This window comes from Pseudomonas sp. BRM28 (assembly GCF_002939405.1).
GTDB lineage: Bacteria > Pseudomonadota > Gammaproteobacteria > Pseudomonadales > Pseudomonadaceae > Aquipseudomonas > Aquipseudomonas palmensis.
In genome coordinates, this window is the sequence record NZ_PEFV01000001.1 from 1591820 (window position 1) to 1604827 (window position 13008).

Consider the following 13008-nt stretch of genomic DNA (forward strand, 5'->3'; position numbering starts at 1 on the left):
CCATGGGGCTTTTGCGGCTATCCTTGGCGACTTTTTTTGCCTCGCAGGGCCCCCGCATGAAAAACCAACTGGTCGAACTCATCGGCAAAATCAGCTCCGGCTGCCTTCCGGACGCCGAAATCGAGCGCATCGCCGACGAAGCGGCGCAGGCCTATGCCGACCCGCAGGCGTTCCTGGCGGCCAACCCCGACATCAACTACGACGACACCTTCCCGATTCCGCTGGGGGAGTGGGTGGTGATCGGCAGCCTGCCCGATACCGTGCTGTTCCAGGCCGACACCTACAGTGACCTGTTCCAGCAGATCACCGACTCGTTCGGCAAGGACGTTGCCTTCAACATCAAGCCCAAGCAACTGGTCAAGGTCGAGCCGCTCACGGCACTCAACCGCATCCAGGTGCAGATGGGCAGCATGAACAAGGAAAACGGCGGCTACACCCTGGTCAACATCAGCCAGTTGCTGGACGACGAATTGCAGATGGTGCTGGTGTACGGCAACGACGTGCCGCGGGTGCTGGAGCTGTGCGCCGAGGTCGGCATCGCCGCGGCGCCTGCCCTGGAGGCGCTGCGGGTCGCGGTACACGTCTAGCCCAGCGCGGTATCCAGGAACATCATCACCGCGAAGCCGCCCATCAGGCCCAGGGTGGCCGAGGTCTGGTGGCCATTGCGGTGGGTTTCGGGGATCACCTCGTGGGATACCACGAAAATCATCGCCCCGGCCGCCAGGCCCATGCTCACCGGGTAGGCGATGGCGAAACCGGTGGAAATGCCCAGGCCGATCACTGCCCCGATCGGCTCCATCAGCCCCGAGCCGACCGCCACCAGCGCAGCCTTGAGGTTGGACAGGCCGGTGGCGCGCAACGCCAGTGCCACGGCCAGGCCTTCGGGAATGTCCTGGATGGCGATGGCGGTGGTCAGCGGCAGGCCCACGTTGAGGTCGCCGTTGGCAAAGCCCACGCCGATGGCCATGCCCTCGGGCAGGTTGTGCAGGGTGATCGCCAGCACGAACAGCCACACCCGGTTGATGCGTTCCGACTGTGGGCCGCAGGGGCCGGTGCTTTCGTGCTCATGGGGCGTGAAGCGGTCCAGGCCCAGCATCAGCAGCACCCCCAGGCCCATGCCGACCACCACGGTCAAGGCCGCGAAAGGCCCGTTGCCGGTGATTTCACGCGCAGCCTCCAGGCCCGGCAGAATCAGCGAAAACGAACTGGCGGCGAGCATCATGCCGGCGGCGAAGCCGAGCATCACATCCTGCGAGCGGGCGCTGACGTCGCGCAGCACCACCGCCAGTACCGCGCCCAGCGCCGTGGCGCCAAACCCTGCCAGGCCGCCGAGCAGGGCCATGTGCAGGTTGTCCTTGTTGTCGCCGTGCACCGCGTTCCAGGCACTGGCGACCAGCAGGCCGAGCACGGCGAGCAGGCTCAGGGCCAGGCCGGCACTGAGCCATGGGGTGGCCTGAACCTGGTGCAGCCAGGCGCTGCGCAGGGAGGTCGGGTTGGCGTTGGCGGAGCTTTGGGCGGGTGGCATGGAGGCCTCTGTGGTACGGAGTCGATCAATCGAGTGTAATCACTGCGCGGCGTGTGCGACGAGCGGTTCGCCGCTATGGGGCCGATAGCCAGCTACGCTGAAGGCAGGTTCAATCATGGGAGTATCACCATGGGGTCGACGTTCAACGGGTTGGTGGGGCTGGTCATTCTGGCGCTGGATATCTGGGCGATCATCAACGTGATCAAGAGCGGCGCCAGTGGCGGGGCCAAGGTGCTGTGGATCCTGCTGATCCTGCTGCTGCCGGTGCTGGGCCTTATCATCTGGGCGATTGCCGGGCCACGGGGCAACGTTAGGCTGTAGCGCCAGTCCAGGCTCGGGCGTGGGCCTCCCGGCGATGCGGCGGCTCAGATCAACCAGGCGCCCTCAAGCTGCAACAACTGCTGCTTGCGCTCCAGGCCACCTGAAAACCCGGTCAGGCTGCCGTCGCTGCCAATCACCCGGTGGCACGGCACGATCACCGCCACCGGGTTGGCGCCGTTGGCCGTGCCTACCGCGCGTATCGCCTTCGGCCGCCCGACGCGCTGCGCCAGTTGTGCATAGCTGGTGGTGGTGCCATACGGAATCTGCTGCAGCGCCCACCACACCGCACGTTGGAATTCGGTACCCCGTGGTGCCAGGGGTAGCTCGAAACGCTGGCGCCGGCCTTCGAAATACTCATCGAGCTGTCGCGCTACCGTATCCAGCTGCGCGCCCGCCGGCTGCCAGCTTTCGGCCAGTTGCCAGGGGTGGGCGCTGTCCATGTGCAGCAGGTGCAGACCTTGTTCATCACCGGCCAGCAGCAACTGGCCGATAGGGCTGGGGTGGTAGCGAAAGTACATGGTGAGTGGCTCCGGGCATGTCTGGCCCACACGATACCCGAACACTGAGCTATTGTTCGAGGCGCGGTTTTCAACATAATTTTCACATTCGATTGCTGACAATCCGCGCGCGAATTTCCGTTCGTCCAAGGGCCACGCAATGTCCCGGCCCTCATAAAAATCTGAACCCTAGGGATCTTCCTGTCCATGGCTAACACGGATGCCTTGAGTCATCAGCGAGCCGCTTCGCGCCCGTTGCTGCAACCAACGCTCAAATCACACCTCGCCTATACCCTGCTGTGCGGCCTGGTGATCATGCTGATGCTGAGCCTCGTGCGCCTGGCGCTGCTGCTCTACAACAGCGACATGATCGGCGACACCCCACTCTCGACCGTCGCTGAAGGCTTTCTCAACGGCCTGCGCTTCGACCTGCGCGTGGTGGTATACCTGAGCATTCCGCTGCTGCTGGCGATCCTCAGCGCTCGCGCCATGGCCGCCCGTGGCCTGTTTCGCGTATGGCTGACCCTGGCTTCCAGCGTGGTGATGTTCCTCGGCCTGATGGAGATGGACTTCTACCGCGAGTTTCACCAACGCCTCAACGGCCTGGTGTTCCAGTATGTGAAGGAAGACCCCAAGACCGTTCTGAGCATGCTCTGGTATGGCTTTCCGGTGGTGCGCTACCTGCTGGCCTGGGCCTTTGGCACCTGGGTGCTGAGCCTGCTGTTCAAGGGCATCGACCGTCTTACCCGCCCGCGCGGCGAGTACTCCAGCAACGTCGCCGGCCTGCGCAGCGTGGCGCCCTGGTACCTGCGTGGCGCGGTATTCGTGGTGATCCTGCTGGTGGCCGTGATCGCCGCCCGTGGCACCTTGCGCCAGGGCCCGCCGATGCGTTGGGGTGACGCGTTCACTACCGACTCCAATTTCGTCAACCAGCTGGGCCTTAACGGCACCCTGACCCTGATCGACGCCGCCCACAGCCGTTTTGGCGAAGACCGCGGCAACATCTGGAAGGCCACCCTCGACCAGAGCCAGGCCCAGCAGACCGTGCGCGACATGATCCTGACCGAGCACGACCAGCTGGTGGATGCCGACAGCGCGGCGATCCGCCGTGACTTCACCCCGCCTGCGGCCAACAGCCTGCCGATCAAGAACGTCGTGGTAATCCTGATGGAGAGCTTCGCCGGCCACTCGGTGGGCGCGCTGGGCAGTACCACCAACATCACCCCGTACTTCGACAAGCTGGCCAAGGAAGGTCTGCTGTTCGACCGTTTCTTCTCCAACGGCACCCATACCCACCAGGGCATGTTCGCCACCATGGCCTGCTTCCCGAACCTGCCAGGCTTCGAATACCTGATGCAGACGCCGGAAGGCGGCCACAAGCTGTCCGGCCTGCCGGCGCTGCTCAGCGCCCGCGACTATGACGACGTGTACGTTTACAACGGCGACTTCGCCTGGGACAACCAGTCCGGGTTCTTCGGCAACCAGGGCATGACCACCTTCATCGGCCGCAATGACTTCGTCAACCCGGTGTTCTCCGACCCGACGTGGGGGGTGTCCGACCAGGACATGTTCGACCGCGGCGCACAGGAGCTTGCGCACAACTATGGCAAGAAGCCGTTCTATGCCCTGCTGCAGACCCTGTCCAACCACACTCCGTATGCGTTGCCCAAGGACCTGCCGGTGCAGCCGGTGACCGACCAGGGCCGCCTGAACGAGCACCTGACCGCCATGCGCTACTCGGACTGGGCGCTGGGCCAGTTCTTCGAGAAGGCGCGCAAGGAGCCGTACTTCAAGGAGACCCTGTTCGTGATCGTCGGCGACCACGGTTTCGGCAATGCCCAGCAGGTCACCGAACTGGACCTGGGCCGCTTCAACGTGCCGCTGCTGCTGATTGCTCCGGGCATCCAGGAAAAGTTCGGTGCGGTCAGCCACACCGTGGGCACCCAGGTAGACATCGTGCCGACCATCATGGGCCGACTGGGGGGCGAAACCCGTCATCAGTGCTGGGGGCGTGACCTGCTCAACCTGCCGGCCGGCGATGAAGGCATCGGCATGATCAAGCCATCGGGCAGTGAGCAGATCGTCGGCCTGGTGCAGGGCGATCGCATTCTGATCCAGTCCAAGGACATGTCGCCGCGCATGTACCGTTACCAGCTTGGGGCCAACTTCAAGGCCGAGGTGATCGAAAGCCCGGACCAGGCACAATTGAGCCGCAAGCTGGAGTCCTACATCCAGACCGCGACCAAGAGCCTGCTGGACAACACTGCCGGCGTGACCCACAGCACGCCGCAATGACGCACGGGCTGTTGCACTGACCAGGACCCCGGCTTGCCGGGGTCTTGGCTTTTCGGGCCGTGGGTGCTCAAATCACGCGCCTCAGCAAGAGGGGCCGACAGCGGTCCCGCAAAAAGGATGTTTGCGTGCGTGTGTTCGTGTTGCTGGTTTGCCTGTGCCATTCGATCCAGGCGGTGGCTGATGCCGTATCGCCTGCGCCCCAGATGGCTCAGGAATGTGTAGGGCGCTCGCGCCTTGTGGTACCGGCCAGCCTGGAGTGGCAAATGAGCGGTCTTCGCCTGGGCGAGCCGTTCGCCCGCTTCATGCCTGGTGGCGATACGTGGCAGGCCGCCTACGGCGCGCCGGCGTTCTCCGGGGAATCGCACCTGGTCACCATCGATGTGAGCCCGCTCACTACCCGTGAGCTGTACGACCGCCTCAAGGATCGTCTGGTCCTGAGCCGGGCCAATGCGCAGGGCGAGTACATCATGGCCGAGCAGACACGCATCGGGAACCTGATGACCCCGTACCTAAAGGCCCAGAAGCCGAGCGAGTACCACGCCTTGAACGAACGGTACAAGGCACTAGCGCGCACCTTCGAGCGCATCGACAAGATCCCCGGTGAGCGGGCGTCGCTCGAGGCGATGATCGCCGATTTCGCGGGCAAGGGCTGGCCAGTGGACACGCTGCAGGCGCGGCTTGAGCGGCTCAACCGTGAAGACGCGGGGTACCCCGTCTCCGATCGCTTCAAGTGGCAAGTCCTGCCGGACTTTGCCCTGGAGGATGGCTATGCGGTGTACAACGAGCATGGGTTGACCGTGATGCTGTGGCGCCAGTCGCGCGTCTACAAGCTCAACTTCGGTTACATCGAACGTGGAGTGAGCAACGAGCAGGTGCTGCAGCGGCTGGACCCGCATGTGCGCCGTGTGCTCGCCGCCTTGCGTCCACGCGCCGCCTTCGAAGTGCCTCGGCAACCGGGTATATGCCTGCCGTTCGGTTTTCTGGCCGATGACGGCACAGCCCCCTATGTGGTGCGCGCCGCGTGGTTCGGGCGGCACCAGGAGGCGGTCCGCTACGACCTTCAGGTGGCCAGCCAGTCGCTGCGCGAGCAGTTCGAGGCCCGGCGGGCCGCCGACCTGTCGCTCGATCGCGCTGATTTCCCCGTACTTGAGCAACTGCCGGAACGCCAGTTCCGGCTGGGGCAGATGACCATCCTGCAAACCACCACGCTGACCAAGTGGTACCTCGAACACGAAACGGATCGCCGCGAAACATTCCAGCTGCGCGCAGCGCACCTGGGCGCCACGCCCGTTCCTTCGATGATCCTGCAAGTGGACCAGTTGCACAGCCGCGACGGCCTGAGCCTGAAGCTATTGGAGACAGAAGCCGTCGAGATACTGGGGCAGGTACAGGCCCTGCCGAACGCACCGCAAGTGGCACAGAAAAGGAAACGTACATGAAGTCGTTACACATGAGCTGGATGTGGCTGGCGTTGCTGGCAGCGCCCCTGTCGGCGCTGGGTGAGCCGGATTACCAGACGCCGCCGGGTTGGCGTACCGAGTGCATGGGACGGGTGCAGTTCGATGTGCCCAAGGAGATTGCCTGGCACCTTGCCGGGGGCTACTGGCAAAAGCCGGACTTCGACCCCGTGCGCCCAACCATCGCCCCGGGTGGCCAGCAGATCATGTATGGCGAGGGCGTGACACCCGAGCAGGCCTACCTGGTGAAGATCGAAGTCAGCCCCGTGACGGATCGCAATGTCTTCGATCGCCTGCAGCTTATCCACGGGCCTAATCGCGGTTCGGCGCAAACACGCGTGGTACGTGCGCAGATCGACGCGCTGCAAGCCCAGATCGATGCAAAAAAGGCTGACGACGAAGACTATTCCGCGTTGCTTGAACAGCATCGCGCCCTGGACGACACCATTACGCGAATCAACTGGGTGAGCACCGAGTTGTTCGTACTCAACGACATGATCCGCGAGTTCTCGGCCACGGGGCGCCCCACCGTCAAACTGGAGGCTGAACGCGCAGCTTATCTCGAGGAACAGGCCAAGTGGCCGACCGACGCATTATTCGAGCAAGAGCGCTTTCTGGACCTGGGGATAGCAGATACGTTCGCCGACTGGGTGCCGGGTGAGATGACGGCCCATCTCTGGCGTAACCAGCGCATCTATCGCTTTGTATTTCATGCAGGGTCGGACGCTGCCGGCGTACCGGTCTCACTGGAACGTGTCGAGCCCAGGGCACGTGCCTTGCTGGCGGCCTTTCGAACCCGCGAGCAATACGAAATCCCGCAGCAGCGCGGCTTTTGCCTGCCGTTCGGGTTCATTGCCGACGATGGCGCCCCGCATCATTCGATAACGCTGGGCTTCAACCCCGTGGGCAACCCGAACCTGCTGCACCGCCTGAGCATGGGGCGCGAGATCAGGAAAGACGCTGATTTCATGCCGAAGCTGTTGGAGCAGGTGATCTCCAGGCGGTTTCCAACGCTCGTCCAGACCGACATCTTCGGCCCGCTGCGCGTGCTTGTCGGCGCACTCGACGGCAACCTTCGCGGTGCGCGCTACAAGGCCTATGATGCGTACCACAAGCCGGTGGATTACGAAACGTTCACGCTCGACGGCGACGCTCCGCCCACTGGATACCAGCCTGGCGTAGGGCTGACGGTGCTCGATGATCATTCCCAGCCGCAGCTTGCGTTCGAGCGCACCCGCGTCGATATGCTGCAGACCCTGAAAAGCATCCGGGCGCTGCCGGGCGGCCATCGTTTTGCGCCGCAGGCCGACTGAACAACCGCCCAGGCGCGGGGTCAACGGAAGGTAAGGCTGATTCACCCTGAGTCGCGTTACTGAGGAGAATCCAATGAAAGCGTGGGTAATTACCTTTGTTGACCAGAAAGGCGAAAGGACCTCGCTGTCGTTTGACGCCGAGCAGCAGCCCAGTATCGAAGAGGCGGCTCGGGTGATTCGCGCCCACCTCTATCCTGTCGTGGACAAGGCGGACCTCAATGATTTCGAGGGCCGCGTGTCGATGCCCACTGCCGAATGGCTGAAGCAGGACAGCGGCGTGGAGATCAAGGAAATCAAAGAACAGCCCTGAGCGCTCGCGCTACTGGCATACCCTTATGATTGGCGCTAGTCTGCAGCCAGGGTCACGGGTTATTTACCCAGCCGGCCCTTTTCCCTTAAACCATTGCTGCATCCGCTACATCCGCTCGAGTTGCCCACCCACGTTTGGCAGGGTGGGTCAGTGCGTAATGCACTGAAAGTCTATCCATCGCGACGAGGAGGACGATTCATGAGCAGCCCGTATGAGGACATCAGCAGCACGGTTCTACGCCGCATGAAAGAAGGCGGTTTCGATTTTGCCCAGATCCATCCCATCGAGTTCTATGCGGTGTTCCCGGACGAGGAGCGGGCGCGCAGGGCCGCAGGCAAGTTTCGTGGTGAATCGATCAACACCCAGGTACGCGAAAGCGACGAGGGGTGGCAGCTGGAGTTGAGCAAACTGATGTTCGCCACCTATGGCGGCATCGGCGAGTTCGAGCATGACTTCGAGCTGGCAGTTTCCCCTTTGGGCGGCCAGATACAGGGCTGGGGCGTCAAGCAGGAGCGACTGCTCGCCTGAGCCTGTGTATCCGCGGGGCGGCCATGCCGCCCCCATCCATTTTCAGGGTACTTCCACACCGGACCGCTTGCGGCTGGCCATGTGCGCCAGGTACCCCAGCAACTGGTCCAGTTCTGCGTCGCTGATCACCGTTTCGGCAAAGCCGGGCATGCGCGCCTGTGGCCACTGGCGCAGGCTTTGCGGGTTGCGGATGTAACGGCGCAAGAACGTCGGCTGGAAGTACTCGGTGGGGTTGAAGGGCAGGTTCAGGTCGGGCCCGAACTGCGCATCGCCGGCACCGTTGAGTCGGTGGCAGGCCAGGCAGCTTTTCTGAAACACGGCAAAGCCCAGGTTGATCGGGTCGTCCTCACGCAGTTGCGGGTCTGGCAGCAGTGCCGGGAAGCGCGATGCCACAGGGGCCAGGCGGCGAATGGTGGCAAGCTGGAAGGGCCATTGTTCGGGGCTGATCCGGCCTGCCTGCGGTTGGGTCCACACCAGGTAGAAGGGCCCGGCGCTGCCTTTGCCCTTGCTCAGGGCTGGCCATGGGTGGGCGGGGTCCTCGATGGCCAGCCAGGCGCGTGCCGGGCCGTTGCCGAGCAACGGGGCAGCGGGCAGTTCGGCGGCAAAGCCATCCAGCGCCACGGCCTGCAGATGATCGCCGGGGGCTACGCCCTCCAGCAGCGCCACCATGGGCACGGCGCGGTAGTGCATGGTCTTCTTGTAGGAAACGTCACCGTCGATGCGGATATTCCGCGCCTGCGGGTGAGCCAGCAGTTGAGCGGTGCTCCACTGGCGCTCGGCGCCGCCCAGGTTCAGGGTCAGCTGTGCGGCGTGCAGGGGCAGGCTCAACAGCAGGATCAGGGCAAGGCAATGACGCATCGGGTGCTCTCCAACCATTCAGGCCGGCAGGATACACCAGCGTTGCGATGATGCCTGGTTACAGAACGGGTGGGCTTCAGCCGAACAGTCGTGTGAGGTTGGGCACGATCAGCAGCAGCGTCGTGGCGAAGAGGATGAGGCCGGCTTGACGTACTTTGGAGTGCTTGAACATGGCGGTCTGCCTTTTTGTTGTTATTCCTGAATGCCGTGTGGCGTCCTTGGCCAGGGTCCGTGATAACCCGCGAGCGCTGTCGAAATGTCCGCGTTGCCCCCGCATCGGACCTGCTTTGCTTCGATATACAACTAACCTTAGGGTCAACGTCACCCGTGTTTTAGAACGCTTTCGTATTAAATGGTGGGTTCTAAGGCACTACGGCTATGAGGCCAAGGGCCATCCGGCGACCATCCCTTCAGCTAGACACGTGCGTGCGCTCCGGGGCGTGGCCTGCACAGTGTGACCGTTCGTCCGAGTGAACACTTGCCTCCGAGCGCCATTCGCGGCAGGCTCTAGCGACACTTTGTGCCTCATGTCGTTCGGGACTAAATCTATGTCGTTACGCATCTGCATCCTGGAAACCGATGTCCTGCGACCCGAGCTGGTCGATCAGTATCAGGGCTACGGACGGATGTTCGAGCACCTGTTCACCCATCAGCCGATTGCCGCCGAATTTCGCGTGTACAACGTGATGAACGGTGAATACCCCGACGACGACGAGGTGTTCGACGCCTACCTGGTGACCGGCAGCAAGGCCGACTCGTTTGGCGACGACCCGTGGATCGCCAGGCTCAAGACCTTTCTGCTGGACCGCTACAAGCGCGGCGACAAGCTGCTGGGCGTATGCTTCGGCCACCAGTTGCTGGCCCTGTTGCTGGGCGGGCGCAGCGAGCGCGCGCACCAGGGCTGGGGGGTGGGAACCCACCGCTACGTGATGGCGGCCAAGGCGCCGTGGATGAGCCCGCAGGTGGAGGAACTGACCCTGCTGATCAGCCACCAGGACCAGGTTACCCAGTTGCCCGAAAACGCCACGGTGATCGCCTCCAGCGACTTCTGCCCCTATGCCGCCTATCACATTGGCGACCAGGTGCTGTGCTTCCAGGGCCACCCCGAGTTCATCCACGACTATTCCCGTGCCTTGCTCGAGCTGCGCCAGCAGCACCTGGGCCCTGAGGTCTACAGCAAGGGCGTGGCCAGCCTCGACCAGCAACACCAGGGCACCACGGTGGCCGAGTGGATGATGCGCTTTGTCGCGCACAAGCCACAGGGCAGCGCGGCCTGAGGCCTACAGCCAGCCGGAGCGCTTGAAGCTGGCGAACAGTGCCGTGCAGCCCAGGGCGATGACCCCCAGCACGGTGAAGTAGCCGTAGTGCCAGCTCAGCTCCGGCATGTTCTGAAAGTTCATCCCGTAGATACCCGCCACGGCGGTGGGGAAGGCCAGGATCGCCGCCCACGCGGCGAACTTGCGCTGGGTGATGCTCTGGCGTGACGACTCCAGCAGCATGCCGATCTCGATGGTCTGGCTGGCGATGTCGCGGATGCTCGACAGGTCTTCCATCTGCCGCGTCACGTGGATCTGCACGTCGCGAAAATACGGGCGCATGTTCTTGTCGATGAAGGGGAAGGCCAGGCGCTGCAGCTCTTCGCTGATCTCGACCATCGGTGCCACATAGCGGCGCAGGCGCAGGATGTCGCGACGCAGGCCGTGCAGGCGGCGGATATCGTCTTCCTGCAGCGAACTGCTGAGTACGTTGTTTTCCAGCTCTTCGATCTCGCTGTGAATCGCCTCGCTCACCGGCTGGTAGTTTTCAGTGACGAAGTCGAGCAGTGCGTACAGCACGAAGTCTTCGCCGTGCTCGAGCAGCAGCGGCCGGGCCTCGCAGCGCTGGCGTACCAGGGCATAGGATTTGGAGTGGCCGTTGCGGCAGGTGATGATGTAGCCGTTGCCGGCAAAGATATGCGTTTCGATGAACTCCAGCCTGCCGTCCTGGCGTACCGGCGAATAGGTCACGATGAACAAGGCATCGCCGAAGGTTTCAAGCTTGGGCCGGCTGTGCTTTTCCAGCGCATCCTCGATTGCCAGTTCATGCAGGTTGAACTGGCGCTGCAGATTGGCCAGTTCCTGCGCGGAGGGCTCTTCCAGCCCGATCCACACGAAGTGCCCCGGTTTGCTGGCCCACTCGGCGCCCTCGTCGAGGCTGATGTTGGTGACTTTTCTACCGGCGCTGTAGACCGCTGCCGCTACGACTCGACCCATGGTTGTGCCTTTCCCCCGTTATCATGCCCCTAGCTTGGTATGACTACGACAAATCGGCAACTGCGCGGCTGGCCTGCAGTTCTTTTTCCATCAGGTCGATGCAGCGCTGCATCTGTTCGCGGCACTGCTCGGCCAGGGCGGGAACATCCTGGTGGGTCATGCCGGTGGTGGAGATCGGCGCCAGCGAGCGGATGATCACCTTCTGCTTGCGCCAGCCGTTGAGGTTCAGGCGCCTGGCGTAGCGGCTCACGCACACCGGCACGATGGGCACGCCGGCTTCGATGGCCATGTGGAACGCGCCCTTCTTGAAGGCTAGCAACCGATCGCCGGCGTTGCGCGTGCCCTCGGGGAATACCCAGATCGAGGTGTCCTGTTCCTGCAGGGTGCGGGTGGTGGTCTGCATGGCGCGTCGGGCCTGGTAGGCGTTGCTGCGATCGACCAGCACATTGCCGCCCAGCCAGAACAGCTGGCCGAACAGGGGGATCCATTTGAGGCTCTTCTTGCCGATGCACACCGTGCGCGGCGGCACCACGTGACCGAGCACGAACAGGTCATGGTTGGATTGGTGGTTGGCCACGATCACGCAGCCCGGGGGCTGGTCGAACAGCGGGCCGACTTCGGCCTGTACCTGCAGGCGCATCAGCCAGGTGGCGGGCCAGCCATACAGGCGCGCGAACACGCGGCTGTTGTCGGGGTTGAAAGGCCGACACAGGCCGATGAGCACACCCAGTATGCCTACCAGAACAAAATGCAGGCCCAGGAGGGGCATGCGGATCAGAAACAGCATTGTGGTTAACCCCGGACAAAACGCGGCGCAGTGTACGGTTGTGCACAGCCCGGGGCAAACTTAAAGCTTCGCCGGCAAGGCCGGCTCCTGCAACGGTTGCGTCCCCTGCAGGAGCCGGCCTTGCCGGCGAATGGCGCGACCCGCTATCAGACCGGGTGTTCCTGGTCGCGAATGATCGCGTCGTCCAGCAGGTCCAGCAGCGCCTTGCGCACCTTTAGCTTGGTCTTCTTGTGCGCGTTCATGTTGATGGTCTTGAGTTGCTGCGCCGCTGCCAGGGCGGTTGCGTGCAACTGCTCCACCGGCACCACCTTGTCGAGGAAGCCGGCATCCACGGCACTGGCCGGGTCGAACATCTCGGCATTGATGACCGAGCGGTGGAAGGCCGAGCGACGCAGGCGATCACGCGCCAGCTCGATGCCGGCGTGGTGCATGGTCATGCCGATCTGCACTTCATTCAGGCCGATGCGGAACGGGCCTTCGACGCCGATGCGGTAGTCGGCCGACAGCAGCAGGAATGCACCCTTGGCCACGGCGTGGCCGGGGCAGGCGACGATCACCGGGAACGGATGCGACAGCAGGCGCCGGGAGAGCGTCGAGCCGGCGGTCACCAGCGCGATGGAGGCCTGTGGCCCAGAGGTCATCACCTTGAGGTCGTAGCCACCGGAGAGGATGCCCGGCTGGCCGGTGAGGATGACGACGGCGCGATCCTGCACGGCACGGTCCAGTGCATCGTTGAAGGCTGCGATCACGTCCGGTGAAATGGCGTTGACCTTGCCGTTGTTCAGGGTCAGCGTCGCGATGCCGTCTTCCAGTTGGTAGGTAACCAGCTCACTCATGACAGAGTTCCTTTAGGTGGAGTGGGGCT

Annotated in this window: 14 protein-coding genes; 8 read left to right on the forward strand and 6 right to left on the reverse strand. The window is 63.4% G+C overall.

Annotation, left to right across the window (positions count from 1 at the left end; all coding sequences use genetic code 11):
* The first annotated feature begins 56 nt into the window (after nucleotides 1–56).
* A complete protein-coding gene (locus CR917_RS07490) occupies nucleotides 57–587 on the forward strand; it encodes a hypothetical protein (protein ID WP_043862713.1) in 531 nt (176 codons plus the stop codon).
* Here CR917_RS07490 and CR917_RS07495 read toward each other — a convergent pair.
* On the reverse strand, nucleotides 584–1525 hold the full coding sequence (locus tag CR917_RS07495) for a ZIP family metal transporter (protein ID WP_043862714.1): 942 nt from the start codon (nucleotides 1523–1525) through the stop codon (nucleotides 584–586). The genes CR917_RS07490 and CR917_RS07495 overlap by 4 nt on opposite strands.
* A gap of 129 nt (nucleotides 1526–1654) precedes the next feature.
* Between CR917_RS07495 and CR917_RS07500 the strand changes: the two genes are divergently transcribed.
* On the forward strand, nucleotides 1655–1846 hold the full coding sequence (locus CR917_RS07500; RefSeq protein WP_043862715.1) for a PLDc N-terminal domain-containing protein: 192 nt from the start codon (nucleotides 1655–1657) through the stop codon (nucleotides 1844–1846).
* A 44-nt stretch (nucleotides 1847–1890) separates the two neighbouring features.
* On the opposite strand, the gene CR917_RS07505 is transcribed toward CR917_RS07500, so the two are convergent.
* The gene (locus CR917_RS07505; RefSeq protein ID WP_054915836.1) at nucleotides 1891–2364 is read right to left on the reverse strand and encodes a methylated-DNA--[protein]-cysteine S-methyltransferase; all 474 of its coding nucleotides are present in this window, start codon (nucleotides 2362–2364) and stop codon (nucleotides 1891–1893) included.
* 186 nt (nucleotides 2365–2550) lie between these two features.
* Between CR917_RS07505 and CR917_RS07510 the strand changes: the two genes are divergently transcribed.
* The 5 genes from CR917_RS07510 to CR917_RS07530 all read left to right on the forward strand — a co-directional run bounded on the left by CR917_RS07510 (nucleotide 2551) and on the right by CR917_RS07530 (nucleotide 8246).
* Entirely contained in the window at nucleotides 2551–4638 is a 2088-nt protein-coding gene (locus CR917_RS07510; protein WP_043862717.1) for an LTA synthase family protein, read from the forward strand.
* Between the two features lie 263 nt (nucleotides 4639–4901).
* Nucleotides 4902–6077, forward strand: coding sequence for a hypothetical protein (locus tag CR917_RS07515; protein ID WP_146094989.1), 1176 nt, complete (start codon nucleotides 4902–4904; stop codon nucleotides 6075–6077).
* Entirely contained in the window at nucleotides 6074–7408 is a 1335-nt protein-coding gene (locus CR917_RS07520) for a T6SS immunity protein Tli4 family protein (protein WP_116055135.1), read from the forward strand. The genes CR917_RS07515 and CR917_RS07520 overlap by 4 nt, the downstream gene beginning before the upstream one ends.
* 73 nt (nucleotides 7409–7481) lie before the next feature.
* Nucleotides 7482–7718, forward strand: coding sequence for a hypothetical protein (locus CR917_RS07525; protein ID WP_043862719.1), 237 nt, complete (start codon nucleotides 7482–7484; stop codon nucleotides 7716–7718).
* 198 nt (nucleotides 7719–7916) lie between these two features.
* Complete coding sequence (locus CR917_RS07530; protein ID WP_043862720.1) at nucleotides 7917–8246, forward strand: ribonuclease E inhibitor RraB; 330 nt, start codon at nucleotides 7917–7919, stop codon at nucleotides 8244–8246.
* Between the two features lie 42 nt (nucleotides 8247–8288).
* On the opposite strand, the gene CR917_RS07535 is transcribed toward CR917_RS07530, so the two are convergent.
* Nucleotides 8289–9104, reverse strand: coding sequence for a cytochrome c (locus tag CR917_RS07535; RefSeq protein ID WP_104572087.1), 816 nt, complete (start codon nucleotides 9102–9104; stop codon nucleotides 8289–8291).
* 548 nt (nucleotides 9105–9652) lie between these two features.
* Here CR917_RS07535 and CR917_RS07540 point away from each other — a divergent pair.
* Nucleotides 9653–10381 (forward strand): amidotransferase, encoded by a 729-nt coding sequence (locus CR917_RS07540; protein ID WP_043862722.1) that lies wholly within the window; start codon nucleotides 9653–9655, stop codon nucleotides 10379–10381.
* A gap of 3 nt (nucleotides 10382–10384) precedes the next feature.
* Here the strand turns inward: CR917_RS07540 and CR917_RS07545 are convergent, their stop codons facing one another.
* The 3 genes from CR917_RS07545 to CR917_RS07555 form a co-directional block, all read right to left on the reverse strand.
* Nucleotides 10385–11356, reverse strand: a complete 972-nt coding sequence (locus CR917_RS07545; protein ID WP_043862723.1) for a magnesium and cobalt transport protein CorA — start codon at nucleotides 11354–11356, stop codon at nucleotides 10385–10387.
* A gap of 43 nt (nucleotides 11357–11399) precedes the next feature.
* A complete protein-coding gene (locus CR917_RS07550) occupies nucleotides 11400–12143 on the reverse strand; it encodes a 1-acyl-sn-glycerol-3-phosphate acyltransferase (RefSeq protein WP_043862724.1) in 744 nt (247 codons plus the stop codon).
* Nucleotides 12144–12289: 146 nt separating this feature from the next.
* Nucleotides 12290–12979: a crotonase/enoyl-CoA hydratase family protein gene (locus CR917_RS07555; RefSeq protein ID WP_043862725.1), complete on the reverse strand. Its 690-nt coding sequence runs from the start codon at nucleotides 12977–12979 to the stop codon at nucleotides 12290–12292.
* Nucleotides 12980–13008 lie beyond the last annotated feature (29 nt).